The organism is Vreelandella sedimenti, assembly GCF_013416325.1.
Taxonomy (GTDB): domain Bacteria; phylum Pseudomonadota; class Gammaproteobacteria; order Pseudomonadales; family Halomonadaceae; genus Vreelandella; species Vreelandella sedimenti.
The window spans coordinates 81,778-106,805 of sequence record NZ_JACCGK010000009.1; the positions used below are offsets into that span (position 1 = coordinate 81,778).

The window sequence follows — 25,028 nt, forward strand, 5'->3', positions numbered from 1 at the left end:
GCTTAAAAATTTATTCTTTGCTAGCCAAGTCAGTTGCTAGCAATCCGGCATTTTTAAGCGCATTGGCAACTGATTTCTGATGCCTTTCGTCCCCAAATTCTTGGTACTCTGACGTTATTTCATAAAATGACTCGACACCCAAGTACCTGCCCAATGTTTTTACATGCGGCCCGAGATGATTCATATGCTCACGCTCACCTCCTGGACCAAACCCAAACTCTCCGCATGAGGTCACTAAAATAAGTGTTTTTCCAGACAAAATTGGCTCTATAGGATGGTCACCACGAGACAAGTCAAAGCTAAATGTTTTATTTATGCGCATTACTTGATCGAACCACGCTTTAAGAGGGGCGGGCATGCCGTAGTTGTACATAGGTGATGATATTAAGATGACATCCGCTTGAGATAGCTCACCAAATAGCTGATCTGATAAAGCCAGTTTTTCGCGTTGCTCAGAACTTTTTCGGTCATCCGGAGTAAACACAGCGCCTATCCAGTCTTGGTCAATGAAAGCTGGTGGATTTAAGCCAATATCACGATAAATGTAATTATCTGTACTTTTAGCAGACCTCCATTTATCAACAAACTGCATAGCAATGCGCTTTGATATTGAGTTGTGGTCGGGGTTTGGGTTGGACGTCTTGCGTACGCTGGCATCTATATGAAGTAATGTGTGCATAGTGGGCTCGACTGATAGTGATGTGGAGTGGCTATGCTGCCTTTTTGCCAATACTGCGACAAATGAATAAACTGGCTCGATAGATGAGTAAAACTTACCTAGTGAGAAACGGGTTTGAGTCCAAAATGGGGGGCTGGCGGTGAATGCTTCATTGCAAGCGATTAAGGTGTTTGAAGCAGCAGCTCGGCTGAGGAGCTTTAAAGATGCCGCTGAGGAGCTGTCGATAACGCCAGCAGGTGTGTCGCACCACATCAGCAACCTTGAGAGTAGGTTGGGAGTGCGGCTGTTTAACCGAAAAAACCGGAAAGTGATATTAACTTCAGAGGGGCACCAGCTCGCTGAGGCAACAACAGCAGGTCTGCAGAGAATTCAGACTGCGCTAGATAATATAAAGTCAGGGGCATCACGACTGAATGTTGATACCACTTCATCCTTTGCTGCCCTGGTATTAATTCCATTATTACATGATTTCAATAAAACCAATCAAAATATTGATGTTGAAATATCAACAGGTGAAGTGGTGGCATCTAAAATTAATGCCCTCTCTATCCGTTTGGGAGACGTAACCCGTGTTGATGAGTCAAGCTTATTGAAAAAAGAACGTTTTAACGTATATGGAGACTCTTCTTTTATTAACTCCATTACAGCGGATAAGCCTCCTGTTGTCTATCTGACTAAGTGGAAGAATAGTAAGTTGCCGGATTCACCTTGGGCAAGCTGGTTAATGAAAAATGAGGGGTCTCTTCCAAACTTTGAAATAAGATATTTTGATCAGGAGCTCTATGGCGTGTATGAAGCTATTGCTGGGAAAGGGCTGGTGTTTTGTTCAGAGACTCTGGTTTCTGATTTTGTGAAAGCTAACACATTGCAGCCAATGTCGTATCAAGGCGTTGATTCAATGCTGTGTTACTACATCCCGACCCAAAGTTGGCAGCATAGCGCCAAAATGCAGGCCTTTGTCGATTGGCTTAAGTCTAAAGTTAATTGAATTTCACATTGTGTTTGCTAAGTTTGCTCTTATAAGAGTGAGTAAGGCATGGCAATTCAACACAGACAAGCGAGCCTACATGAAGCTCATGAGACCCTTGAAAGCCTTTTGTTAAATAAAGATGCGCTTATCAGCATTGAGCGAGCAACTGGTCTGTTGATTGCAACGTTTGAACGGAAAGGCCGTGTTTACTCTTGTGGTAACGGGGCAATGTGCAATGCACTTTGCCGAAGAGCTTGCTGAGACAGCGCTGGGAAATCGATGGTGTTGTCTCAGACTCCGCACTATATGGAAGACTTGTAAGTGATGAGCCGCCGACAGAATCGGCATAATCAATGTCCTTCCATAGAGCATTGTCGCGGCTCCAAACTTTTATTCCGATAATCTAAAAAGCAATCAACGTGGACCCCTACAACACACTGTTGGGCTCAGCCTGATAGGCTTTATGAAGCAAGCTGATGAACGGGGTTGCTTCTGCAAAAGCAGTGTCTTCAAAAGCAGTGGTAGCAATGGCAGTGACTGCGATCCCAGGTGTCCATGAATTCATCACCGCGGCACCGGACAGTTCCTGAAGACGCTCAATGGTGATCTTTTCGTGACGCTGGGGAATACCTAGACGATCCAATTGACGTTGGATGATGCTCATCATCGTGCCCTGCAACATTGTCGCCTGTGGCCAGATAACCGCCTCACCGTCCCAGAAGACAAGGTTCCAGATAGTTGCCTCGCTCAATCGCCCGTGGCGGTCAACAAAGGCTGCATCGTCGAAGCCGTCGCGTATGGCCTTATGCAGGTAGTAGGTTTTGCCAGCCTCACCAACGTGCTTGATGGAGGCTAGGGCTCTTTCGTGCTTCACTACGCTTAGTCTCAGCGGGCCTTCCGGCCCATTTGACGGCGCACCAGTGCGTACCAGCACGGCGGGTTCTGTATTCATGCTGGCTGCGGTGAATTCGCCATAATGCGAGAACACGGTAACCGTCAACGACTGGTCCTCCGGTCCTTCATCGATGGCCGTTTTGATATAGAGCTTCAGTTGGTCATCGGGCAGCGCTATGCCGAAAAACGCCATGGATGCTTTCCGTAGGCGATCTAAATGAAGATCCATTCCCTTGACCTTGCGGCTTCGCACCTGCATGGCCGTGAAATGGGCAAACCCTGCAAAGGCCAGGGGTATCAACTCTGAAAGAGTGGCGGGCTGCCCATTAATATGGGCCTGAAAATTGCTAGTGTTAGTGGACATGGCAGTGACTCCCAATTGAACTTGCAGTGAGGAATCACTACGCTAAACCCTTACAGCACTGTAAGAGTCAAGAGAGCGAATGAAAATAGGTGAACTGGCTAAACGCACCGGGGTGAGCATCCGCATGCTGCGCTACTATGAAACGGAAGGTTTGCTTAAGCCAAAGCGTACCACTAATGGGTATCGTCATTACGCGCAGGGTGAAATCCGGACTGTCGAACGGATCAAACTACTCGGTTCAGCAGGCATGACTCTAGCAACCGTCAAGCAGTTCCTACCGTGTGTGAGAGGGGAGGGCCCAGTCTTCGAGCCCTGTGACGAACTACGCAATGTCCTGCACGAACAAATTGATATCGCCGACCAGAAAGCGGCGAAACTGGCCCAAAGCCGTGCTATTTTGGAGAGTTTCCTGTGCGATATAGAACGGTGATGAGCCGATGGGTAACGGAAGTGTTAAGGGGTATATGCGCGGGTAAAAATGTTTCAGGCTCGACAGTGGATAGCGCGAGACAATATGCGCATTGCCGTGGCCGCTAACCGGCTTGGCTATGACTCTGAAGCCTCATTCAGTCGCGCGTTCAAACGCATTATTGGACACCCGCCGAGTGGAGCACGTGAAATAGAGATCGTGTGATGGTGAAACGTTCTCTTCAACATCCAGCGAAAGAGGATGGCATAGGAACGATTTAGCTGTCGAAGTAAACAACCATCTTTAAGTGGCGGTGCTCATCAACGATTAGCGTCTCATGGGTATAGGTATGATGCACGCCACCTGTATCAAGGAGGCTGCTGATTCCTCGAATATACCCCTCCATATTTGAAGCATCCCACCAGCGCCGAAAGTCTGGAGACAACTGACTAAGTTCGTCGATCAGCGTTTGCATGATCGGGTCTTCAGGGGCGACAGCTAAGTCACAACGAAACTGTGCCAGCATATGCGCTGCATCCTGTTGCCAGTCGGGGAGGCGACGCCGCAAGTCGGGAGCTGTAAATACCATCCTTAATAGATTGCGCTCAGACCCTCCACGGGTGCTGAACTGGAGTAGCTCATCAGCCTGGGTATTCCAGCCAATCACATCCCAACGCAGGTTCATGACATAGCTAGGTCGAGTCAGCTCATCCATCAGAGATTGAATCCGGGGAGAAGTGTGCTGCTCTTGATACGCTTCTGCCGGTGGTGCCCGCCGGTGTGCCAACAGAAAAAGATGGCAGCACTCGGCGTCATCCAGTTTCAGGGCACGGGAGATATTGAGCAGGAAGCGTTCGGAGACCTTAATGTCACGGCCCTGCTCAAACCATGTGTACCAAGTCAGCCCTACCCCGGCGAGTGCCGCAACCTCTTCTCGCCTTAGGCCTGCGGTACGCCTTCGCCCGCTGGTGGGAAGCCCGACGTCAGCGGGCGTCAATTTACGGCGGTGCCGCAGGATGAATTCCGTGAGATCACTCTGTGTTCGCTCAAGCCTGGAATGCGCCATGCTATTACCTTTAGTAATAGGATAATTGGCTATATTGTAACCCCATAAAAGGTGTCTGAAAATGTCTGCTTCCATGATGAAGTTGGAGGCGGCATGTCATTAAAATGTGATGTTCACACCCCTTTTTATGCTGATGCAGGCGGACGGCTCCATAACAAAGCTGGCATGAAGGAGTGGTTGGGGCTTGCGGTACTGGCGCTACCCACCATGCTGCTAGGGCTCGACGTAACTATTCTCTATCTCGCGCTTCCTGCCTTAGCGGTAGAACTGCAACCGAGCAGCACCCAGGCACTGTGGATCATGGACGCTTACGGCTTCATGATCACTGGCTTCTTGATCACTATGGGCACGCTAGGGGATCTGATTGGCCGACGTCGACTACTGATGATGGGCGCCTTTGCGTTTGCGACCGCATCTGTGTTTGCAGCTTATGCACCAAGTTCCGAGTGGCTAATTGTGGCGCGGGCAGCGCTAGGTATTGCCGGGGCAACCCTGATGCCTTCTACGCTAGCCCTAATAAGCAATATGTTTTTTGATCTGCGTCAGCGGGCTCTGGCGATTGGGATCTGGGCAACTATGTTCGCATTAGGCATGGCCTTGGGGCCCGTGGTCGGTGGGTTACTGTTAGCATCTTTCTGGTGGGGAGCCGCTTTCCTAATTGCCGTGCCCGTCGTCATCATCTTGTTGTTAGCTGCCCCGTTACTGTTGCCGGAGTACCGTAACCCACATGCAGGCCGCCTGGATCTTTTGAGTGTCCTGTTGTTGTTGATAGCAGTTTTGCCAAGTATTTATAGCATAAAGGAATTCTCCAAAGCGGGTGTAACGCCCGTGGTATTGGTTACGCTTTCTGTGGGTGTCGTAGGAATAATGCTCTTTATACGCCGACAAAAGCATCTTCTCGATCCACTTCTTGACCTCAAATTGTTTGCCAGTAAAACGTTAACTGCCGCACTTTTCATACTTCTGATAGGACTGGTGGGCGTTGCGGGAATGATGCTCTTAGTCACTCAATATCTTCAGCTAGTGGCGGGCTACACGCCGCTGGTTGCTGGGCTGTGGATGGGGCCTCCGGCGCTGATGATGGTGCTGGCCGGTATACTTGCACCACTCTTTGCGCGACGTATTCGACCAGCCTTTGTGATTGCGATAGCCCTTGTTTTTTCAGGCATTGGCTGCGGCTTACTTGCGCACGTCCACTCAAACGCCGTTCAAGTAACCCAGGTTGTAATGGGGTTTTCGCTGGTCTACCTGGGGTTGGGTACGATGGCGGCACTTGGCACAGATTTGGTGGTAGGGGCCGCACCACGGGAAAAAGCAGGTTCCGCATCAGCGATGTCGGAAATGGTTCAAGAATTAGGAGTGGCGCTTGGCGTGGCTCTTCTCGGCAGCTTGGCTGCTCTGTTGTATCGAGTGAAAATTGCGAATGTGATTCCTGACGGAGTATCACCAGAAGTGCCCACTGCACTTGGAGAAAGTCTATGGGCAACAATGGTTATCTCTGATCAAATCTCTGCAGGGTTACTTGAACAAGCACAAGCTGCGTTTACGCAAGGTATGAATATGGCCGCTACGGTGAGTGGTGTTGCCTTCATGGCGCTAGCGTTTATGTCAGTAGTCACACTTAGGCATGTGGAGGTCATTGGTGAAGAAAGATTATAAGGAACCTCTGATTAACTATTACGCTTGCCTATACGGCGTTAAAAATCGCCTCGTGCGCGAGTCCGATCAAAATGCTCATTTACTGCTAGTAAACTCCGCCTTTTCGTTGATTTTTGCCTTGTCTAGCCTGCGCTCATTACGTTAATCAGAGGCGCCATAAGTTACGCGTTAAAAAAACGCCGTATGCTCTGCCAGCACCGCTAAACCAATCCCGATTAGCATAATACCGCCAATAAGTTCTGCCCAGTGACCGACAAACTTGCCAAGCCTATTGCCCAGAAAAGTGCCTATAGAGGCCATTACCGTAGTAGCGAGGCCGATAGCTAGGCTGGTGGCGATGATATTGGCATCGATAAAGGCGAGGCTGGCGCCCACGGCCATGGCATCAATACTGGTCGCCGTGGCGGTTAACACTAATAGCCAGAGTGTTTGTTTGCGCTGTTCTATCTTGTCATCTTTTTTGAGCCCGGCATACATCATATGCAGGCCAATAATTGAAAGTAGCGTAAAGGCCACCCAGTGATCCCAGGCTTGCACATGCTGCTGGGATGCCTTGCCCGCTACCCAGCCGAGTACCGGGGTAATGGCTTCGATCACACCAAAGACCAGGCCAATACCGATGGCGTGACTATACCGTGGCTTTTGCAGCTCGGCGCCTTTGCTGATGGAGGCGGCGAAGGCATCCGCCGACATGGATACGGCCAGAAACAGCAGGGTAATCGGTGTCATGGAGTGTGAACTCGCTCGCTGGAAAAGTACCGCGCACTTTTACCCAGTGGCAGAGTAGTAATACTATGCTTGAGTGTAAGAGTCGGGTATTCAATAGCGATGAATCCTACCACGATTTATTAAACAAACAAGAAAAAGCCTTAAAATAAAGTTTGTAATAGTGAACTAATATAGCCTTGGCTAACAATGTGTTGGTTAGCTGATTTTCTTTGCTGTTTATATGTTTGGGGGTATCCATAACAAAAAGTGTGCCTGTTTCTTTTGAAGTTTTTATGGTGCCACGAAACGTTTTTGATATAAGGCTCTATGGTCGTGATTATTGCTTTTTTGTTATATATAAAGATATGTAAGGCCGGTTTTTTAAACGGTTTAATTCGGTTGATGGAGGAGCGGTTTTAATGGCTAAATGGATGAATATATACATAGCTAAGTACATAAATAGCTAAATAGCCGTTATCAAAATCATCGAGAAAACCGGAAGCCGATCACTCTGGAAGTCATGCAGGCTGCGGTGCTGCTCCCGCTGCCCGCAGTTGAATGACATCAGCCCTGGGTGGCGCGCCGAACATGCGGCTGTATTCGCGGCTGAAGTGGGATGGGCTTTCATAACCTACCCGGTAGCTGGCGGTGGCTGCCTCGAGCCCCTCGGCCAGCATGAGTCGTCGGGCCTCGTGCAGGCGGAGTTTCTTCTGGTACTGCAGGGGCGACATGCGTGTGACTTGCCGGAAGCTATGGTAAAGCGTCGATTCACTCATGTTGGCGGTTGCTGCCAGTTCACGGATCTTGAGCGGTTGCGTGTAGCGCTCTTTAAGGGCGTAGATGACCCGCGCAATCCGGTTGGCCTGGGAGTCGGAGGCTGCAAACCGGCGCATGTGAGGCCCCATGTCGCCCATGAGTGCCCGATAGATCAACTCCCGGCGGGCCAGAGGGGAAAGCACCTTGATATCTTCTGGGGTGTCGAGCAGGCTCAACAAACGATAGAGCGCGCCCTGCATACGTTCATCCATGGGGGCCGATTTTAATCCGCAGTCCGTCTCTGGGCAGATAGAGTCATTGCCCGCAGGCGGGGCTGTGTCGCCCAATTCCAGTATCAGTCCTGCTACCTCCTGTGGTTCCACCGAGACCTTGACCGCCAGGAAGGGTTTTTCCGGGGTGGCATGGTCAATCCTGCCTACCACCGGTAGGTGAACGGCGCTACCCATATAGCTGGGCCCGGTGTAGACGATCTCCTTGTCACCCAGTAGCACGGTCTTGCTGCCTTGAATGACAAAACACAGGCACGGCTCGTATACCGCACAGTGAAAGCTGGTAGGGGCGTCAGCGCGCACCAGTTGCACTTCGGCAATCGCCGTATCCTGAAGCTCTTCAAGAGGGCTCCAGCGACGGGCAACGCTGATTAACTGTTGCGATAGGTTGTCGCTGAGCTGGACAATCTGCTCAGGCAAGATAGTGGTCAATGGCTTTCCTCCCTAGTAGTTCGCAGTATATGCCTTCGATTTATAAATCGTAGGCTTTTTCATTTGATTCTGCAGGATCAGGCAAGTACCCCGTAGAAATCGACAACCCGCACCAGCTGTCACCTGACCGTCATACTGTGCAAGTCCGAAAATCGTTCGTTTGTTTGATTTGGCCTGCTTATTGGGCCGCCCTCTGCCCGCGACAGAAACGGGCAAGCTTTCCGCAGGAACACGATACCTCCCACGCGCTCATGCCACCTATTGTAGGTAGCGTCTGATGGGCGCTAAGCCCGCAGCCTGGTGCTGCGGGCTTGCCTGTCCTCCGTATGGCCAGAGCGTCTTTCAAGAACGCTGCCGATCTGAGGCTTCCCCTCACGGTAGAAGCCGTAAGGCAATGTCGAAATGGATCGTGCTGAACCGACTAATTAAACGCCAACCGCCAACGCGGTGAGGCGTTATATAACGAATGCTGCTATCGGCGTCCGATAGCCACTGGAGCAAGTAATCATGGGAAGTCTGTCTCTAAGAACCCGCTTTGCAAGCAGCCGGGCGATATTCCTGTTCCTGCTGCTGATAGCCTTGCTTACCGGCTGTGAAGCCAAGAGTGAGGAGGCGGCTTCTGCATCGCCCCCGCCACCCCCAGAAGTCGAGGTGGCAGAAGTGACCGCTCAGCCAGTGGTGTTGAGTGAGTCATTCACCGGACGGGTGGAAGCGGCTGAAACGGTTGAACTAAGGTCGCGAGTCAGCGGCTATATCCAGGAAGTCGCCTTCGAGGAGGGAGAGCTGGTAGAGCAGGGAGATCTGCTGTTCTTGATCGATCCACGTCCATACCAGGCCCGTGTTAATGCCGCCCAAGCGGATCTTGCCCAGGCCAGGAGCCAGCAGGCTCAGGCTGGCAGTGAAGCTGAACGCGCCCGGGTGTTGCTGGGGCGTCAGGCCATTTCCCAGGAGGTGCATGACCAGCGTCAATCGGCCCTGAGTAATTCGCGTGCCATGGTCGATGCCGCTGAGGCAGCGTTGCAGACCGCCGAGCTTGATCTTGAATACACCCGCGTTACAGCACCGGTCAGTGGACGTGCCGGTCGGGCGATGGTCACTCGCGGTAACCTGGCCAACGCCGATCAGAGCCTGTTGACCACGCTGGTCACCATCGATCCGATCCACGTCTACTTTGAGGCGGACGAGCAGGCCGCGTTTGCCAGCCATGCACTGCTGAGTGGAGAGGAGTCGAACAGCCTGAAGATCGAACTGGGTGGCGACGCCACGCGGCAGTTCACAGGCACCCTGGACTTTATCGACAACCGTTTGAACCCTAACACCGGCACTCTGCAATTCCGGGCGCTGTTGGCCAATCCCGATGGCCGCATTCGTCCTGGGGAGTTTGCGCGCGTCGAAATGCCGGTAGCGCGGTTGGAGCAAGCGCTGTTGGTGGATCGCAAGGCGGTTCTGACCGACCAGGATCGCCGCTACGTCTATGTGGTGGATGAGAACAACCTGACCGAGCGGCGCCAGGTCGCCACCGGGCGCCAAGTGGACGAACGCACTGTCATCAGCGAAGGGCTCTCTGCTGGTGATCGGGTGATCGTCAACGGGGTGCAAAAAGTCTTTATGCCGGGTATGGAAGTGAGCCCACAAACGGTGCCCGCCGCCCCGGCTGCTGACGCCCAACCCGCCATTGCTGCCAGGGAGGACTAGACCGCCATGAATTTCTCGCGTTTCTTTGTGGATCGACCGATTTTTGCAGCGGTGCTGTCGATCATCATTCTGGCGGTGGGACTGATCTCCATTCCCAACCTGCCGATCAGCGAGTACCCGGATGTCGTGCCGCCCTCCGTGGTGGTGCGCACGGTCTACCCTGGCGCTAACCCGAAGGAGATCGCCGAAACGGTCGCCACGCCCTTGGAAGAAGCCATCAATGGCGTCGAGGACATGATGTACCTCAAGTCCGTGGCGGGCTCCGATGGTGTGCTGCAAATGACCGTCACCTTCCGCCCTGGTACCGATGCCGAGGAAGCCGCCGTTCGGGTGCAGAACCGAGTCAGTCAAGCCGAGGCCCGGTTACCGGAAGCCGTGCGTCGTCAAGGCGTCACCACCCAGAAGCAGTCGCCTACGTTTCTGATGGTCGTTCACCTGACCTCTCCCAGCGGTGAATACGACACCCTCTACCTGCGCAACTATGTGCGGCTGAATGTTCGTGATCGTCTGGCCCGGCTCGAAGGGATCGGGGATGCGCAAATCTTCGGCGGAGGGGACTACGCCATGCGGGCGTGGCTCGACCCTGATCGCATAGCCGCCCGCGGCCTGACAGCCAGTGATGTGGTGGGGGCCATGCGCGAACAGAATGTGCAGGTTTCCGCCGGGCAGTTGGGAGCCGAACCCATTGAAGAGAGTGATTTTCTCACCCTGATCAATGCCCAGGGGCGGCTGGAAACAGTGGAGGAGTTTGGCGACATCGTGCTGAAGCGCGGCGAGGGCGGAGAGATCCTCAGGCTTTCGGATGTGGCACGGCTGGAAATGGGGGCCGGGGACTATACGCTGCGCTCGCAGTTGGACAGCAAGAACGCGGTGGGTGTGGGGATATTCCAGGCACCGGGTGCCAATGCGCTGGAGATTCGCGAGCAGGTCGTCGCCACCATGGACGAGTTGTCCGAACAGTTCCCGGAAGGCGTGGAGTATGAAGCAGTCTATGACACCACGATCTTCGTTAATGACTCGATTGACTCCGTGGTGAAGACGCTGCTGGAAGCCGTGCTGCTGGTGGTGCTGGTAGTCACGCTTTTCCTGCAGACCTGGCGTGCCTCCATTATCCCTCTGCTTGCGGTACCGGTATCGGTGATCGGCACTTTTGGGGCGCTCTACCTGCTGGGGTACTCCATCAACACGCTGACTCTGTTTGGGCTGGTGCTGGCTATTGGTATCGTGGTGGACGACGCCATCGTGGTGGTGGAAAACGTGGAGCGGAATATCGAGGAGGGCCTAAAGCCCCAGGCTGCCGCTCATCAGGCCATGCGGGAAGTATCCGGCCCTATCATCGCCGTGGGGCTTGTACTGTGTGCGGTGTTTATCCCCATGGCCTTCCTGTCGGGGGTGACCGGTCAGTTTTATAGCCAGTTCGCGGTCACAATTGCCATCTCCACAGTGATCTCCACCATCAACTCGCTGACCCTGTCGCCCGCGCTGGCTGCGATGCTGCTTAAGCCCCATGACGCGCCCAAAGACCGACTCACCCGAGTGATCGATAAGCTGTTTGGCTGGATTTTCCGTCCTTTCAACCGTTTCTTTAACGCCAGCTCCAACCGGTACCAGGGGGGCGTGGCCCGCTCCCTGAAGCATCGTGGCGCGGTGTTTGTAGTCTACGCGCTGTTGCTGCTGGGCACTGGCGTGATGTTCAAGGCGGTGCCACCCGGGTTTATTCCGGTGCAGGACAAGCTTTATCTGATTGCGGGCGTCATCCTGCCGGAAGGGGCGTCTCTGGAGAGAACCGACCAGATGCTTCAGGACGTCGTGGACATCGCCATGGAAACCGAAGGTGTGGAGCACGCCATTGCCTTTCCCGGCCTGAACGCGCTGCAGTTCACCAACACTTCCAACACCGGGGTGGCCTTTCTTACCCTCAGTGCCTTTGGTGAGCGCAGCCTAAGTGCTGCGGAGATAAACGCCCGAATCAACCAGGGTATTGGCGGCTTGAAAGAGGGGTTTGCGTTCTCCTTTATGCCTCCACCGATTCTGGGGCTAGGCAATGGTTCGGGGTTCCAGCTGTTCATCGAGGATCGCGGCAATCTTGGCTATGGGGCGCTGCAGCAGGCGGTCAATCAACTCCAGGGCGCGATTGCGCAAACGCCGGGAATGGGGTTTCCGATCAGCAGTTATCAATCCAATGTGCCGCAGCTGGATGCAGAGGTGGATCGGCTGAGAGCCAAGGCCCAGGGCGTACCCTTGACCGAACTGTTCGACACCCTGCAGACCTATCTTGGCTCGACCTATGTGAATGACTTCAACCGCTTTGGGCGCACCTGGCAGGTGATCGCCCAGGCGGACGCCCCTTACCGGGCCAGCGTGGAAGATATCGCCCGGCTGCGTACCCGTAATGATCAGGGGGAAATGGTACCCATCGGCACGATGGTGAACATCACGCAGACCTTCGGCCCGGATCCGGTGTTGCGCTATAACGGCTATCCGGCGGCGGACTTGGCTGGCGAATTTGACCCCCGCGTGCTCTCATCCGCCCAGGCGATGGATGCCATCAACGCCCTGGCAGAAGAGGTGCTGCCACCGGGCATGGCGCTGGAGTGGACCGACCTGAGCTATCAGCAATCCACCCAGGGTAATGCGGCTCTAGTGGTCTTCCCGCTGTCGATCCTGCTGGTATTTCTGGTGTTGGCGGCCCTCTACGAGAGCTGGACGCTACCGCTGGCGGTGATTCTGATCGTGCCCATGTCGATGCTCGCGGCGCTGATTGGTGTCTGGTTTGGCGGGGGTGACAACAACATCTTCGTGCAGGTGGGACTAGTGGTGCTGATTGGCCTGGCCTGTAAGAACGCCATCCTGATCGTGGAGTTCGCCCGGGAGCTGGAATTGCAGGGCAAGGGCGTAGTGGAAGCGGCCCTGGAAGCCTGCCGGTTGCGGCTGCGGCCGATCATCATGACCTCGATCGCCTTCACGGCGGCGGTGTTGCCTTCGGTAATCGCTACCGGCGCAGGTGCCGAGGTGCGGGCGGCGCTAGGTACGGCGGTGTTTGCTGGCATGATTGGGGTGACGCTGTTCGGCCTGTTCCTGACCCCGGTGTTCTATGTGGCGCTGCGCAAGCTGTCCGGCCCACTGGTTAGTCATCACAGCTCAACTCTGGCCACCGATGAGAACGCCAGCCCGGGTGAGTTGCCAGGAGGAAAGCATGCCTAGGATACTCGTTCGAAGGGGCACTACACCATGGGCGGATTGCGCTCGGCAAATTGTCCGTTCCAGTATGGGTAATACGGGTAGGGTGGGGTCACCGCACTGGCGGCATCGAGTTGTGCGATTTGCTCGCTGCCAAGTTGCCAGCCGACTGCACCGAGGTTCTGTCTGAGCTGTTCCTCGTTGCGCGCACCGATCAAAACGCTTGAGACTGTTGGTCGCTGTAGTAGCCAATTGATCGCGATCTGGGGAACTGTCTTGCCAGTTTCCTCGGAGAGCGCGTTGAGCACATCGATGATGCGATACAGCCGTTCTTTATCGACCGGTGGGGCAAAACCTGCTGTATCATTTAAGCGGCTACCGTCAGGAAGGGGTTGTCCACGACAGATGCGACCGGTCAAGCGTCCCCAGCCTAGTGGGCTACAATTGCACCGATGCCTTGATCCTGGCCCAACGGTATCAATTCCCACTCGTAGTCGCGACCAACCAATGAATAATAGGCCTGGTTGGCTATAAAGCGCGAGTGGCCATAATGCTCGGCCGCGGCCTGCGACTTCATCAGTTGCTAACCAGAGAAGCTGGAGGCGCCAAGGTAATGATGTTCCTGCGTATTCTTGATTTGGGTTCTATCAGTGCGGCTGCGCGCAGTCTGGATTTGTCGGTGGCAGCCACCAGCCAGCGGCTTCAACGTCTGGGGTGCGATCTGGGTGTGCGCCTGTTGTACCGCACCACCCGTCGGCTACACCCAACGCCTGAAGGCATTGCACTTGTCGAGCAGGGACGCGGGCTGACCGAGGATATGGAGGTGTTAGAGCAGTCCCGATATTTATTACCTAGCCAGCCATCCCCAAAGGTGATGATAGAGCAGAATGCCGATTAGAACGTTGAAGGGGGAAGGTGAGTCCCAGTGACGCCAGCATGGCAAGGCCAATGTTGGCGTCAGGGATAGTGGCGCGAATGGTGACGGGGAGGCGATATAAGACGCGCCGACGGTAAAGGTAGCCCAGGATAAAGGCTGAGCCAGCGGGTAGCCAGAACCAGAACGCTACGACGATAGAACTGGTAGCAATAATATTGGCAGCAATGCTGTTGACCGTGGCTGTTAGGCTTAGCAGCTACGGTGCTGAAATTACTCTATGTATCCACGTTACTTAGTTAGTGTTAATTGTTAAAGCGGATTAAACGATACGCTGCGAATTAACGCTGTAACTTCTTTGCCAATATGAAGCCCCATTTCGTCCCATGATTTTCGGGTCAGGCTTGCTCGCAAGTGAAAGCGACCCATCCGCAAACGTAGCTCTACAGAGTGGGATGTTTCAGGCAATACTGTGGTGTCTTCTATGGTAACTGGAAGCTGATTACGATAGCTGGTGTCTTTAACGGCAGAAGTAGCAATCGCGATATCCCGCGCCAACACCCGGACTCGTATACAACTTCCAATATTAGCCTCCGTGCCTGGTAGTAGCAGTTGGTGTGTGTTACCCAATGTAATGCGTGTCAGATGATAGTGGGTATCGTGTTCGATCACCTGCCCCTCTAAAATCGAAGCGGCATCGAACCCTCCCAGTTTCTGCGTTAAATCGAAGCGTTGCAGCAGATGATTCAAGTGGTCGCTGGCGACAATACGTCCTGATTCCATTAGCACGAGATGGTCGGCAATCGCGGAGATTTCTTCCGGATCGTGGCTTACGTACATCACCGGGATATTAATTTGACGCGTTAAGAGAGCAATAAATCGCAGTAACTCCTGCTTACGCGCCCCGTCTAGCCCGGTTAGGGGTTCATCCATCAGTAGTAGCTGCGGGTCGCTGAGCAGTGCTCGGCCTATGGCTACCCGGCGTGCTTCGCCACCGGAAAGCGTGCCTGGCATGCGCGTCAGTAAATGGCTGATGCCAAGTAGTTCGACAATCTCATCGAAGCGGGGTGGCGCCTGCTTGGGCATGCCGTAGGTTAGGTTGCCTCGCACGCGGTAGTGGGGAAACAGCCGCGCTTCCTGGAAGACAACGCCAATGCGCCGTTGGTGGGCCGGTACGTTTTGGCGGCGCTGGGTGTCTAGCAGTATCTGGTTGCCTAGCTGGAGCTTACCCGTGTCTGGCCGGTCAAGCCCTGCAATAATACGCAACAGACTGGTTTTTCCACTTCCCGACGTGCCGAAAATACCGGTCACGCCCTTGGCAGGTAGCGTTAATTCTGCCTGTAGATGAAATCTGCCAAGGCGCTGTTCAACGAAGAGCGATAGCGATGAGGTGAGCGACGAATTGTGGGTGGTTGGGTTAATAGGCATCACGTTCCTGTAAACGCTGCTGGGTACGACGCGCCAGCCATTCAGAGGCGATTAATGAAAGCAGGGCGATAATGATGGCAAGAATACAAAGTCGGGTCGCGGCGGTTTCCTGGCCGGGCGTCTGGATCAGCGTATAGAGTGCCAGGGGCAGAGTGCGCGTTTCGCCGGGAATGTTGGAGGCGAAAGTGATAGTAGCCCCAAATTCGGAAAGTGCGCGGGCAAAAGCCAGCACGGTGCCCGTTAGCAGCCCAGGTACCGCCAGCGGCAGCGTGATGGTGGTGAACACCCGCCGGCGGTTAGCCCCTAGCGTGCTGGCAGCCGCTTCGAGTTTGGGGTCAACGGCCTCAAGGGATAAGCGCAGTGCCCGCACCAGTAGCGGAAACGCCATCACGCCGCTGGCAACGGCTGCCCCCTGCCAAGTGAATGGCAGAGATACGCCTAAGCTGCTGTAGAGCCATTGGCCAATTACCCCTTGCTTGCCCAAACCAACTAACAGTAGATACCCCACAACCACGGGTGGCAGTACCAGTGGTAAATGTATTAACCCATCTACCAAAGCTTTACCGCGAAACTGATGGCGGGCTAGCCACCAGGCAACGGCAATGCCAGGCGGCAATATCCAGGCAACTGCCGCCAAGCCAATCAATAAGCTTAGGCGAATGGCTTCCCACTCCGCTGGGGAAAGCGTCACGGTGCGCTAATGCTCGTATCGAAGCCGTGCTCGGCAAAGATGTTGAGGGCTTCTTCACTGGCTAGCCACTCCCGCAGTGCGATGGCAGCGGCATTTTGCTCGGCATCAATCAGGGCGATGGGGTAGGTAATAGGATCGTGGCTAGTGGCTGGAAATAACCCAAGTACGCGCACGGCATCGCTGGCAAAGGCATCGGTTTGATACACCACGCCGACCGGTGTTTCTTCGCGTTCTACGAGCGCTAACGCGGCGCGCACATCGTTGCCACGGGCTAGGCGCGGTGCCAGGGCTACCCATTCGCCCAGGGTTTCCAGCGCTTGCTGGGTATAGATGCCGGCTGGTACGTGGTCAGGGTCACCCACGGAGAGACGGTCGCGCTCGCCTAGCAGAGTTTCAATAGCGGTGCCTTCCCCAGGGGTAAATTGCGCTGGCACGCTATCGCTGGCGCTGACCAGCGCTAGTCGATTTTGCAGTAAGTCACTGCGCTGCTGAACATGAATGTTCTGCTCTTCTAGCCAGTCCATCCATGTCACATTTGCCGAAAGAAAGAGCTGTGCGGGGCTACCGTTGGCAATTTGTCGAGCAAGCGTAGATGAAGAAGCATAAATCGAGGTCACATCAACGTCATGGTGTGCTTCATAAACGGCAATGGCATCGTTTAAAGCATCAGTGAGCGACGCGGCGGCAGCGACCTGAACGCTCGTGTTGGCGAATACCGATGCGGTAGGCAGGCTAAATAGAATGGCTGTGGCGAGTAGGCGACGATGAAAAACTGAGCTAGACATGGGTTGATCTCCGTTATTTCCATTTGGATATAGCGGAGGTTACACAAAAGTGTTACGGCGCTCAACGTAAATGTGAGTGAGGAGAAGGCCCAGCATTGTTTAATTGCCATCAAAGAACATGCCGCTAAGGTTCAAGAGCGGGGCGAGGAGATAGCAGTGAGAGCAGAGCCTGGGCATCATTAGAGTGCTCCGGCGTAAGTTGACTTTCCAGCGCACGGTAGTGAGTGATCACCTGCTTGCCTAGCTCAGTCAGTTGAGCCCCTCCGCGCTCATTGCCACCAGAGCTTGTAGTAACGAGTGGTGACGGGAAGTGGCTATTTATAGTCTCCACGAGCTGCCATGCTTTTTTATAGCTCATTTTAAGTGAGCGCCCAGCGGCTGAAATAGAACCCGTCTGGTCGATCTTCTCTAACAGGTCTGCTTTGCCTGGCCCAATGACCACATCATGGTGTAGCGCTAAGCGTAATTGAAAGGTAGGTTTTGGATGGTGGGTGCGTGTCACTCAATGTCTCCAGCGTATGAACATGTCTTGCTTTGTTAAGCTAGTTTAGCAGTGCACCCCTGCACAAGGCCTATTAATCCAGACGATAATGCCAAGAGGCCGATCATCATGACACCCATCACCTTCACCGCCGCCGTGGGGGCACCCCTTACCCAGCCAGCCATCCCCAAAGATGATGATAGAGCGGAATGCCGATTAGAACGTTGAAGGGGAAGGTGAGCCCCAGTGACGCTAGCATGGCAAGACCAATATTGGCGTCAGGGATAGCGGCGCGAATGGCGACGGGCGCGGCAATGTAAGACGCACTGGCGGTAAGGCTAGCCAGAATAACGGCTGAACCAGCGGGCAGCCCGAGCCAGAACGCCATCACCAGCCCTAAACAGGAGAGCGCAGCGGGCGCTGCCAAGGCGAAGATGATCAGACGGCTGTGCCCCCAGCGTAGGCTGCGCAAAGTCTCTGCGGCTACCAAGCCCATCTCCAGCAAAAAGAGCGCCAGAATGCCTTTGAAGGCGTGGGTATACAGACCGGTAACCGATTCACCAGCATCGGGGCTGTATAGCCAGCCGATAAGCACACCGCCCACCAACAAAATTACGCCTCGATTGGTCAGCGTCTCGTGCCACAACCCCGACGTTTTACGCAGCTCTGATGTTGTGGCAGTGGTGCTCTCGCGGCTGAACCGCCGGTAGAGCGAGAGCCCCAGCATAATGGCCGGTAGTTCAAGCAGTACCAGGTAAAGCGTAACTTGGCCGCCGGTAATCAGGCTATGTGCTTCAACATAGGCCAACGAGACCGCGAAGGTGCCAGCACTCACCGAGCCGTAGTGGGCGGCAAGGCTGGCGCTGTCTGCGAGAGAGAGCCGCACCAGGTAGCGAACCACCGGAAAAACGATCAGTGGAATTAAAATCCCCAGCAGGGTGACCCCGGCCAGTTCGATCAATAGCGCGGCATTCAAACTGCCGTGCAGGGCCATGCCGCCTTTAAGGCCAATGGTCAGCATTAGCAGCAGGCTCAGGATGTCATAAGCGGCTTTGGGAATGCTGAGATCGGAGCGCACCACACCGGCGACCACACCTAACACAAAAAACATCACCACTATATCCGGCACGGAAAATCTCCTTAACGGGGTTTTAAAGCGGCTACTTTAGCGACCCAAAGAGATTGATGAAAACAAATAAAATTTATACAGTCATAGATAATTATCTATGGTATTGGTTATGAAAGTACGTCAACTTACCTTTCGCTTGCTGCAGGTCTACGCCGACGTGGTACGCACAGGCTCACTTACGGCCACGGCAAATCGACTCCACCTGACCCAGCCAACGGTATCTCAACAGCTAAAAAGGCTGCGGGAAATTGTCGGCGAACCCATTGTGCGCCAGGAAGAAGGGCGCGTAGTGCCCACTGAGGTTGGTCAGTCGCTGTATCAGCTAAGTCAGGACTTACTTAGCCGCGCAGATGTGTTTAGCCAGTACCTGGATGAATACAATAGTGGTGGGCGTGGTCGCTTCAGTATCGGTTTGGTGAACACCGCACAGTACGTGTTGCCCAGGCTTCTGGGGCCATTTAGTCAGGCTAACCCACAGGTAGACGTCACGGTGGAAGTTGGCAATCGCCAGCAGATGCTTAATCGTTTTGAGCGCCATGAAGACGATATCTACGTATTTAGCCACCCACCTACGGACAACGCCGTATTGGCTGCGCCTTTTCTGAGCAATCCGCTGGTAGTGGTGGGGCCGGAGCATTGCCGTTGGGCCGGTGTGAAAGACCTTACGATGGAATCACTTAAAAATGAGCGTTTCCTACTGCGAGAACCGGGTTCCGCGACTCGACGCACCTTCGATGCCTGGTTGTACAGTACGGGCATTGAGTTGCGCTCCACCCAGCAGATCGCCAGTAATGAGGCAATCCGGCTAGCGGTGGCATCGGGCATGGGCCTGGCGGTGCTGTCGCGCCATGTCGTCGCAGATTCGCCCAATGGCGTTCAAAAGCTGCCGTTGCAGGGTTTTCCGCTCAAAAGCCGCTGGCACTTTGTGGTGCGTCGGGAGCGACGCCTACCGCCCGCCGCCTATCGATTTTTGAGCTTTGTACAAGGTTCACTGACCCAAGCGTTTGACGAACCCGAAGGGGAAATGGCCGTGGCTGAACTGCTGCAAGTCTTGAAGGCTGAGCGCTGATGCGTTTACTCACAAACAGCGTCTATCATTCCCGTTGAAAGCGACGGGGGCCCTATGCGCTAAGATGTTAAGAGAGAACTTAAGAACGCGCTCGGTTCATGCAGTCGCGCTTTGATACTCGTTTTGGGTAACCGCTGCAAACGGAGGTAACTATGCTGCTCAAAGGATCATGCCACTGCCAGGCAGTGACGTTCAGTGTGAAGTCACCTCACCCCTATCCTTTTAATCGCTGTTACTGTTCTGTGTGCCGCAAAACGGCTGGCGGGGGTGGGTATGCAATCAACCTCAGTGGAGAAAGCAAAACGCTCAACGTGAGTGGCGATGAGCACATCTCAGTCTATCGCGCGGTCATCAACGGCGTGCAAAGCACAGGAGAGCGGCATTTCTGCAAGCACTGTGCCACGTCATTGTGGGTTTACGACCCTGAATGGCCCGAGCTTGTGCATCCCTTCGCCTCGGCGATCGACACTCCTTTACCCACACCTCCCAAGCGAACACACATGATGCTGGGAAGCCGGGCCGACTGGGTCGAGGTCAATGGGCAGTTCCAAGATAAATGCTTCGACGAATACCCGGATGAAAGTCTTGCTGAATGGCACCAGCGCCAGGGGTTGGAGTGTTAGAGTTCATGTTGCGCCGCTTTCTGCGCTTGTGTTGCAAGCTCTCTGTTCTACTCTTTTAGACGAGTTCTTCAGGAACTCAACATGCGGTTTGCCGCGCCTGTTTAGGTAGCAGGCCGTGTGTTCGTTTGATGATGAGGAGGGTAGAAAGATGGAATTTGAAAAATATAAGTCGTGTATTGAAGCGTGCAATATCTGCGCGGTCTACTGTGATTCTTGTGCCACTGCCTGCTTGCAAGAAGATGATGTAAAAATGATGGCTGAGTGCATCCGTTTGGATCGTCAATGTGCACAGATATGCCGCTTGGCAGCCTCCTTCATGGCCCAGGGGAGTGAATACGCCAAGGAAATCTGTCGGATATGTGCTGATATTTGTAAAGCGTGTGGTGATGAGTGTGCCAAACACGATGTTAAGCATTGTCAGGAGTGCGCCAAAGCGTGCCATCATTGCGCCAATGAGTGTGCTGCGATGGCTGCCTAAGGCCACATAAAAGCCTAATCAATTAAACAAGGCCAGCTTTCATACACAGTGAAAGCTGGCTTTCTTGTATTTTAATCTATATCAAAGAATGCGTTAAAAAGAGTGAATCTTCTGCAATAGGGAGATCACTTCGTCATCGCTGGTTTGGGTAAAGTCTTGGTAGTGAAGGCCAACGGCGATATATGGCTCGGGAGTAGCTAAACAGATCAAATCGTCAACCTCGGTAATCAATTCATCCAGCGTGGACTGCGGGGCGAGAGGCACTGCCAGGGTAACGGAAGCGGCTCCTGCTTGGCGTAGTGCTCTGGCGGCAGCTTTAGCTGTTCCACCGGTGGCGATACCATCATCCACCAATAAGACGTGACGTTCGCTAACATTAATGGGCGCCTGATTACCCATATAAGCCTGACGACGACGGGTTATCTCGCTTAGTTGGCGCTGAACTTCAGCTTCAAGATAATTTTCAGAAGGCTGAAAAAACTGCAGCAAATCCGGTGTCCACAGCACTTGAGGTGGGTCACCATCGACGACAGCGCCTAGCCCAACTTCGGGTTGTCCAGGTGCACCAATCTTACGCACGATGACCACATCAAGCGGAAGTTTAAGTGCTCTCGCTACCTCGTAGGCAACGGGTACACCCCCGCGGGGTAATGCCAGCACTAGGTCATAACGCGCATCGGATAATACATAGGCAAGCTTTCGTCCGGCTGCGCGTCGATTATCAAAAAGTGATTGTTGCGTGTGCATGTGTGTGGCTCCTAAGCGCCAAGCGGCCTAAACCCCAAAAGGATATGTGTCGGGTACTCCCTGGGGTCTTGCGCCCGGCAGTGGCGTCACTGCGGTAGTCTCGTTGAACCACACATAGGCATCGAACTGCTCCGCTAGCGAGGCCTTGAAGTAATGGCTGTAGTACTCGCTTTCAGGACGATAGATAACACCAATAGCACGCTCTAAGCGTGTTTGAGTTAAGTGTTCCCGAATATTAGAGTGTTGAGGATTGCGCAGATCAATGAGAGCTCGTGGCAGCCGTGTTTCATGAAAAATTCGTTCAAAGGAGTCTGCTCGTGACGGTACGATCTGCTTGACTTTCATCGGCGAATCCCAGTCGTCAGCCGCGGCTACGCTCCCAGTGTGTGCCGAAACCGATTAAAACTGCTTGATCCCTATAGGCGGTGCGGCATAGCTCGCCGATATTGAATTGACCCTGCCAGCCCATCTCAGTGGCAGACGCATTACCGATATGGGAATTATGCGCCCAGACCACCACCTTAGCGTCTGAACCTTTGGCTTCTATAACCTGCTGTAGCGTATCGAACATGTGGTGGTCTCGTAGGTTCCATGACTGGGTGGAACCACGGTACATAAGCCGATAGTACTGTTCGGCGGCTCTCACTACGCGGGCGTTCTGGGTGGCGTTGAAATAGGCTTCCTCGCTCTCCTTGGCCATGTACTCAATCCGGTGTGCCAGTAGCGCCTGCAGTTTGCTCAACCACCGCCTCTTCGCATGTATCTTGTGCTTCTTGAAATACGTCGTAGCCGTACAGGGCTGGTTCGCTTTGCCAGGGCGTTAAACAGCCATAACGTTGGCGGGCCGCTTTAGCGGCCTCAGGGTCAATTTTGTCCAGATAATCCAGCACAGCGAAAAGGGATGCGTGCAGTGAGTAGATATCCAGCCCACGAAAGCTGGTACGTTGGCTGAAAGGCAGCTCGGCATTATGTTGGCGCAACCATTCGGTAAACGTAGCCACTTCTTCGTTGTGCCACATCCAGGAAGGAAAACGTGTGAAAGCCTGCCGGCCATCACTTGCTGCAGCGCGATGCCGAATATGGCGGTCAATATAGGAGGCATCGGGCCAATCCGCTTCAACCGCTACAATATTGAAATTGTGTTGTTCGATGAGTCGGCGCGTTATGGCGGCGCGGGCGCGATAGAATTCAGAGGTTCCGTGGGACGCCTCACCTAGCAATACAATCTTGGCATCGCCGAAACGATCAAAATGAGCGCCGAAAGCATCTTCCTTTTGCAAACTTGGCAGCGCTTCGCAAGCAGTGGTGATGGCCTGGGCTGTTTGCTGAGCGGATGAATAAGGTGCTGTTGTCGAGTGATCCATAAGAATCTCCCGGAACGCGAAAAAGCGAAGAGATAGCTTGATAATTACTGGTGTTTTGAAAATTACTATAGTAAGGAAGCAACAGCCTATTCAAGCGTATATCGCTCTAAACCTCAAAGCAGTTACCTATAAGATGCAGTGCGCTAGGAGCGCTGTGTTTTTCGATACAACCACCACACGTCAACACCAAACGAATAGAGCAATGAGATCAATGCACTAATGGCCAGCAGGCTGGCGACTAGGTGAGAGGTTAGCGGCGTTAATGCTAGCAGTAGCGCCACCACCTGCCAGACACAAACGGCCTTGCGGCGAAAACTTGCAAACAGCGGTTTTGAGAGCCACGGGAGCTGCCAACTGGCGGCGATAAACAGGTAGCGCATTGCGCCTATCAACAGCACCCAAAGTCCCAGCGATTCCAGCCTCAGCAAACCTGCACACAGTAGCAAAATCAGCAGGGCATCCAACTCCATATCAAAGCGGGCACCGAATCGGGTGTGGCTTTTAGTGCGCCTGGCAATCCAGCCGTCAATGCCATCCAGCAGTAGGGCGATCACCGCGATCGCCAGCCACTGCCAGATGGCTCCTACAAAGGCATTGGCGGCGAGCGCACCTGCCACTAATGCAACCACAACCGCACGCACCAACGTGACCCGGTTAGCCCAACCCAGTGCGCCGTGGGGCCAGAAGATGATGACCAGAGCGGAAATAAACGTGTAGAAGGCAAAGGCCACCCACCAATTGGCCGGAGTGGCCATTAAAAGTGGTAAGCCTTTGCCTACAGCAATTAGCAGCAAGCCGCCCAGCAGTAGCTCTGCAGCGCCATAGAGACGTTTAGGCAGGGTGTACGAAGAAGCGTTGGAAAAAAGCGGCATGGTGGCTCACGAAGCGGCGTCGCTGTCCGCAGTTGAAATAAATGATGCAACTATTTTTATATGTACCATTCTTGTAGAAGAAGGTAGGGTTGTCCATAAGATCAAGAAATAGACGGGTTAGTTTCAATTGTTCCAAATGGTTAATCGAATATTTTCTTTTCACCCGCTACGCTAAAGGTGGTGAACCATTGAAAACTGTTCTGCCTAGGGCCATGCAAAGCATGGTCACACATTACGCTAGGGGACTGAGTCACACGAGGTGTCTCTTACTCCTAACTTGCAGCGCAATGGTGCCAAGCCACATTCAACGGAATGAAAGAGAGCCCGGTTCAAGTGGGCTCGTAACGAAAAGGAACGCTCATGTCGGCGCCTAACGATGTTGGCAATGCCCCCAATGCCGCCAAAAAAACCTGGGCCACTGCCTTCTGGGTGGTCAACCCAGAACAAGGCGAGCTGCGGCGTGAACAACTTTGTCCTCCCACCCAGGATGAGGTGCGTGTACGTACCTTGTACAGCGGCATCAGCCGCGGCACCGAATCGTTGGTGTTCAATGGTCGTGTGCCTGAAAGCGAATTTTCGCGCATGCGTGCGCCCTTTCAGTCGGGCGAGTTTCCTGCTCCGGTCAAGTATGGCTACTGCAGCGTTGGCCGCGTCGAGCAGGGGCCAAGCGCCCTCATGGATAAAACCGTTTTTTGCCTGTTTCCCCACCAGGATCACTACATTGTACCTGCTTCGGCGGTGCTGGAAGTGCCCGCCAATGTGCCTGCTAAACGCGCCGTCTTGGCGGCCAATATGGAAACCGCCATTAATGGTGTGTGGGACGCAGAGCCGATGCTGGGTGAGCGAATCACCATCATTGGCGCCGGTGTCGTCGGGGCGCTGGTAGCGTACCTGTGCGCCCAGGTGCCCGGTGTTAACGTCCAGTTAGTCGACATTAACCCTGAGCGTCGCCAGCTCGCCGAGCAGTTAAGCGTAGCCTTCTGTACTCCCGAACAAGCCCTTCATGACCAAGATTGCGTGATCCACGCCAGCGGCCAGTCCGCCGGTTTGCGCCAAGCACTGGCGTTAGCGGGCAGCGAAGGGCGCATTATCGAAATGAGCTGGTTTGGCGAGGGGGATATTGCGATCCCGTTAGGCGGGGCTTTTCACTCCCAGCGGCTGACGCTCAAGGCCAGCCAGGTAGGTCAACTGCCGCCCAAATTACGCCCACGCTGGGACTACCAGCGCCGCCTAAAATTAGCGCTAAGCCTACTGGTAGACGAGCGGTTGGATGCGCTAATCAGCGGTGAAAGCGACTTTGCACAGCTGCCCACGCTTGCCCCTCGGCTGTTTGGTCGCGGAAGTGTGGAGCTCTGTCACCGTCTGCGCTACTCCTCGTAACCCAT

At 54.0% G+C, this 25,028-nt stretch carries 26 protein-coding genes and 2 pseudogenes; 10 read left to right on the forward strand and 18 right to left on the reverse strand.

The genetic code is table 11. From position 1 onward, the window contains the following. Positions 1-10: 10 nt before the first annotated feature. Positions 11-679: an FMN-dependent NADH-azoreductase gene (locus HZU72_RS11520; protein ID WP_180092001.1), complete on the reverse strand. Its 669-nt coding sequence runs from the start codon at positions 677-679 to the stop codon at positions 11-13. Positions 680-818: 139 nt separating this feature from the next. On the opposite strand from HZU72_RS11520, the gene HZU72_RS11525 reads away from it, so the two are divergent. Next, the gene (locus tag HZU72_RS11525; RefSeq protein WP_180092003.1) at positions 819-1,667 is read left to right on the forward strand and encodes a LysR family transcriptional regulator; all 849 of its coding nucleotides are present in this window, start codon (positions 819-821) and stop codon (positions 1,665-1,667) included. Positions 1,668-2,076: 409 nt separating this feature from the next. On the opposite strand, the gene HZU72_RS11530 is transcribed toward HZU72_RS11525, so the two are convergent. Then, on the reverse strand, positions 2,077-2,907 hold the full coding sequence (locus HZU72_RS11530) for an aminotransferase class IV family protein (protein ID WP_180092005.1): 831 nt from the start codon (positions 2,905-2,907) through the stop codon (positions 2,077-2,079). 79 nt (positions 2,908-2,986) lie between these two features. Here HZU72_RS11530 and HZU72_RS11535 point away from each other — a divergent pair, with 79 nt between their 5' ends. Then, positions 2,987-3,337 carry a MerR family transcriptional regulator gene (locus HZU72_RS11535; RefSeq protein ID WP_180092007.1) on the forward strand — a complete coding sequence of 117 codons (351 nt, stop codon included), beginning with the start codon at positions 2,987-2,989 and terminating at the stop codon, positions 3,335-3,337. A gap of 45 nt (positions 3,338-3,382) precedes the next feature. Continuing rightward, positions 3,383-3,541 (forward strand): annotated as a pseudogene (locus HZU72_RS11540) (helix-turn-helix domain-containing protein); the annotation flags it as partial. 52 nt (positions 3,542-3,593) lie between these two features. Here HZU72_RS11540 and HZU72_RS11545 read toward each other — a convergent pair. Beyond that, on the reverse strand, positions 3,594-4,382 hold the full coding sequence (locus HZU72_RS11545) for a helix-turn-helix transcriptional regulator (RefSeq protein WP_180092008.1): 789 nt from the start codon (positions 4,380-4,382) through the stop codon (positions 3,594-3,596). Between the two features lie 93 nt (positions 4,383-4,475). Here HZU72_RS11545 and HZU72_RS11550 point away from each other — a divergent pair, with 93 nt between their 5' ends. Further along, the gene (locus HZU72_RS11550) at positions 4,476-6,041 is read left to right on the forward strand and encodes an MFS transporter (protein WP_180092009.1); all 1,566 of its coding nucleotides are present in this window, start codon (positions 4,476-4,478) and stop codon (positions 6,039-6,041) included. 168 nt (positions 6,042-6,209) lie between these two features. Here HZU72_RS11550 and HZU72_RS11555 read toward each other — a convergent pair whose 3' ends face one another. Beyond that, a complete protein-coding gene (locus HZU72_RS11555; protein WP_180092010.1) occupies positions 6,210-6,770 on the reverse strand; it encodes a manganese efflux pump MntP in 561 nt (186 codons plus the stop codon). 497 nt (positions 6,771-7,267) lie between these two features. Further along, the gene (locus tag HZU72_RS11560) at positions 7,268-8,227 is read right to left on the reverse strand and encodes an AraC family transcriptional regulator (protein WP_180092011.1); all 960 of its coding nucleotides are present in this window, start codon (positions 8,225-8,227) and stop codon (positions 7,268-7,270) included. A gap of 507 nt (positions 8,228-8,734) precedes the next feature. Between HZU72_RS11560 and HZU72_RS11565 the strand changes: the two genes are divergently transcribed. Then, the gene (locus tag HZU72_RS11565) at positions 8,735-9,922 is read left to right on the forward strand and encodes an efflux RND transporter periplasmic adaptor subunit (RefSeq protein WP_180092012.1); all 1,188 of its coding nucleotides are present in this window, start codon (positions 8,735-8,737) and stop codon (positions 9,920-9,922) included. 6 nt (positions 9,923-9,928) lie between these two features. Further along, a complete protein-coding gene (locus HZU72_RS11570; RefSeq protein ID WP_180092013.1) occupies positions 9,929-13,126 on the forward strand; it encodes an efflux RND transporter permease subunit in 3,198 nt (1,065 codons plus the stop codon). 20 nt (positions 13,127-13,146) lie between these two features. Here the strand turns inward: HZU72_RS11570 and HZU72_RS11575 are convergent, their stop codons facing one another. Both HZU72_RS11575 and HZU72_RS23815 read right to left on the reverse strand, forming a co-directional pair. Further along, entirely contained in the window at positions 13,147-13,521 is a 375-nt protein-coding gene (locus HZU72_RS11575) for an aldo/keto reductase (protein ID WP_235976081.1), read from the reverse strand. An 11-nt stretch (positions 13,522-13,532) separates the two neighbouring features. After that, positions 13,533-13,679, reverse strand: coding sequence for a hypothetical protein (locus HZU72_RS23815; protein ID WP_235976082.1), 147 nt, complete (start codon positions 13,677-13,679; stop codon positions 13,533-13,535). A gap of 36 nt (positions 13,680-13,715) precedes the next feature. Between HZU72_RS23815 and HZU72_RS23640 the strand changes: the two genes are divergently transcribed. Next, positions 13,716-14,000 (forward strand): helix-turn-helix domain-containing protein, encoded by a 285-nt coding sequence (locus tag HZU72_RS23640; protein WP_235976083.1) that lies wholly within the window; start codon positions 13,716-13,718, stop codon positions 13,998-14,000. On the opposite strand, the gene HZU72_RS11585 is transcribed toward HZU72_RS23640, so the two are convergent. The 6 genes from HZU72_RS11585 to HZU72_RS11610 form a co-directional block, all read right to left on the reverse strand. After that, positions 13,954-14,235 (reverse strand): sodium-dependent bicarbonate transport family permease, encoded by a 282-nt coding sequence (locus HZU72_RS11585; protein WP_180092278.1) that lies wholly within the window; start codon positions 14,233-14,235, stop codon positions 13,954-13,956. The genes HZU72_RS23640 and HZU72_RS11585 overlap by 47 nt on opposite strands. Positions 14,236-14,288: 53 nt before the next feature. Further along, on the reverse strand, positions 14,289-15,404 hold the full coding sequence (modC, locus tag HZU72_RS11590; RefSeq protein WP_180092014.1) for a molybdenum ABC transporter ATP-binding protein: 1,116 nt from the start codon (positions 15,402-15,404) through the stop codon (positions 14,289-14,291). After that, the gene (gene modB, locus HZU72_RS11595) at positions 15,394-16,095 is read right to left on the reverse strand and encodes a molybdate ABC transporter permease subunit (protein WP_180092015.1); all 702 of its coding nucleotides are present in this window, start codon (positions 16,093-16,095) and stop codon (positions 15,394-15,396) included. The genes modC and modB overlap by 11 nt, the downstream gene beginning before the upstream one ends. Next, on the reverse strand, positions 16,092-16,880 hold the full coding sequence (gene modA, locus HZU72_RS11600; protein ID WP_180092017.1) for a molybdate ABC transporter substrate-binding protein: 789 nt from the start codon (positions 16,878-16,880) through the stop codon (positions 16,092-16,094). Before modA ends, modB begins: the two co-directional genes overlap by 4 nt. A gap of 124 nt (positions 16,881-17,004) precedes the next feature. Beyond that, positions 17,005-17,382: a winged helix-turn-helix domain-containing protein gene (locus tag HZU72_RS23820; RefSeq protein WP_180092019.1), complete on the reverse strand. Its 378-nt coding sequence runs from the start codon at positions 17,380-17,382 to the stop codon at positions 17,005-17,007. Positions 17,383-17,530: 148 nt separating this feature from the next. Then, positions 17,531-18,490, reverse strand: a complete 960-nt coding sequence (locus tag HZU72_RS11610; RefSeq protein ID WP_180092021.1) for a sodium-dependent bicarbonate transport family permease — start codon at positions 18,488-18,490, stop codon at positions 17,531-17,533. Positions 18,491-18,599: 109 nt separating this feature from the next. On the opposite strand from HZU72_RS11610, the gene HZU72_RS11615 reads away from it, so the two are divergent. Next, positions 18,600-19,559 carry a LysR family transcriptional regulator gene (locus HZU72_RS11615; protein ID WP_235976084.1) on the forward strand — a complete coding sequence of 320 codons (960 nt, stop codon included), beginning with the start codon at positions 18,600-18,602 and terminating at the stop codon, positions 19,557-19,559. A gap of 152 nt (positions 19,560-19,711) precedes the next feature. Then, positions 19,712-20,182 carry a GFA family protein gene (locus HZU72_RS11620; protein ID WP_180092025.1) on the forward strand — a complete coding sequence of 157 codons (471 nt, stop codon included), beginning with the start codon at positions 19,712-19,714 and terminating at the stop codon, positions 20,180-20,182. 76 nt (positions 20,183-20,258) lie between these two features. On the opposite strand, the gene HZU72_RS24305 is transcribed toward HZU72_RS11620, so the two are convergent. From HZU72_RS24305 to HZU72_RS11640, 5 genes and pseudogenes are all read right to left on the reverse strand, one after another. After that, on the reverse strand, positions 20,259-20,666 hold the full coding sequence (locus tag HZU72_RS24305) for a hypothetical protein (RefSeq protein ID WP_443089495.1): 408 nt from the start codon (positions 20,664-20,666) through the stop codon (positions 20,259-20,261). 87 nt (positions 20,667-20,753) lie between these two features. Beyond that, entirely contained in the window at positions 20,754-21,407 is a 654-nt protein-coding gene (locus tag HZU72_RS11630; protein ID WP_180092030.1) for a phosphoribosyltransferase, read from the reverse strand. Positions 21,408-21,434: 27 nt separating this feature from the next. Then, a pseudogene (locus HZU72_RS24200) lies at positions 21,435-22,107 on the reverse strand (erythromycin esterase family protein). Positions 22,108-22,111: 4 nt separating this feature from the next. Next, complete coding sequence (locus HZU72_RS23655) at positions 22,112-22,771, reverse strand: erythromycin esterase family protein (RefSeq protein ID WP_208458056.1); 660 nt, start codon at positions 22,769-22,771, stop codon at positions 22,112-22,114. Positions 22,772-22,914: 143 nt separating this feature from the next. Further along, positions 22,915-23,643, reverse strand: coding sequence for a CDP-alcohol phosphatidyltransferase family protein (locus tag HZU72_RS11640; protein ID WP_180092032.1), 729 nt, complete (start codon positions 23,641-23,643; stop codon positions 22,915-22,917). Between the two features lie 360 nt (positions 23,644-24,003). On the opposite strand from HZU72_RS11640, the gene HZU72_RS11645 reads away from it, so the two are divergent. Beyond that, a complete protein-coding gene (locus tag HZU72_RS11645) occupies positions 24,004-25,023 on the forward strand; it encodes a zinc-dependent alcohol dehydrogenase (RefSeq protein ID WP_180092034.1) in 1,020 nt (339 codons plus the stop codon). Positions 25,024-25,028: the final 5 nt, after the last annotated feature.

Bases quoted from the DNA above. Each gene is read 5' to 3' on its own strand.
- modA (WP_180092017.1), bottom strand. From the start codon at position 16,880: ATGTCTAGCTCAGTTTTTCATCGTCGCCTACTCGCCACAGCCATTCTA.
- HZU72_RS11520 (WP_180092001.1), bottom strand. From the start codon at position 679: ATGCACACATTACTTCATATAGATGCCAGCGTACGCAAGACGTCCAAC.
- HZU72_RS11555 (WP_180092010.1), bottom strand. From the start codon at position 6,770: ATGACACCGATTACCCTGCTGTTTCTGGCCGTATCCATGTCGGCGGAT.
- HZU72_RS11545 (WP_180092008.1), bottom strand. From the start codon at position 4,382: ATGGCGCATTCCAGGCTTGAGCGAACACAGAGTGATCTCACGGAATTC.
- HZU72_RS11535 (WP_180092007.1), top strand. From the start codon at position 2,987: ATGAAAATAGGTGAACTGGCTAAACGCACCGGGGTGAGCATCCGCATG.
- HZU72_RS11620 (WP_180092025.1), top strand. From the start codon at position 19,712: ATGCTGCTCAAAGGATCATGCCACTGCCAGGCAGTGACGTTCAGTGTG.
- modC (WP_180092014.1), bottom strand. From the start codon at position 15,404: ATGCCTATTAACCCAACCACCCACAATTCGTCGCTCACCTCATCGCTA.
- HZU72_RS23640 (WP_235976083.1), top strand. From the start codon at position 13,716: ATGATGTTCCTGCGTATTCTTGATTTGGGTTCTATCAGTGCGGCTGCG.
- HZU72_RS11630 (WP_180092030.1), bottom strand. From the start codon at position 21,407: ATGCACACGCAACAATCACTTTTTGATAATCGACGCGCAGCCGGACGA.
- HZU72_RS11565 (WP_180092012.1), top strand. From the start codon at position 8,735: ATGGGAAGTCTGTCTCTAAGAACCCGCTTTGCAAGCAGCCGGGCGATA.
- HZU72_RS23815 (WP_235976082.1), bottom strand. From the start codon at position 13,679: ATGAAGTCGCAGGCCGCGGCCGAGCATTATGGCCACTCGCGCTTTATA.
- HZU72_RS11615 (WP_235976084.1), top strand. From the start codon at position 18,600: ATGAAAGTACGTCAACTTACCTTTCGCTTGCTGCAGGTCTACGCCGAC.
- HZU72_RS11570 (WP_180092013.1), top strand. From the start codon at position 9,929: ATGAATTTCTCGCGTTTCTTTGTGGATCGACCGATTTTTGCAGCGGTG.
- HZU72_RS11640 (WP_180092032.1), bottom strand. From the start codon at position 23,643: ATGCCGCTTTTTTCCAACGCTTCTTCGTACACCCTGCCTAAACGTCTC.
- HZU72_RS23655 (WP_208458056.1), bottom strand. From the start codon at position 22,771: ATGGATCACTCGACAACAGCACCTTATTCATCCGCTCAGCAAACAGCC.
- HZU72_RS11550 (WP_180092009.1), top strand. From the start codon at position 4,476: ATGTCATTAAAATGTGATGTTCACACCCCTTTTTATGCTGATGCAGGC.
- HZU72_RS11530 (WP_180092005.1), bottom strand. From the start codon at position 2,907: ATGTCCACTAACACTAGCAATTTTCAGGCCCATATTAATGGGCAGCCC.
- HZU72_RS11645 (WP_180092034.1), top strand. From the start codon at position 24,004: ATGTCGGCGCCTAACGATGTTGGCAATGCCCCCAATGCCGCCAAAAAA.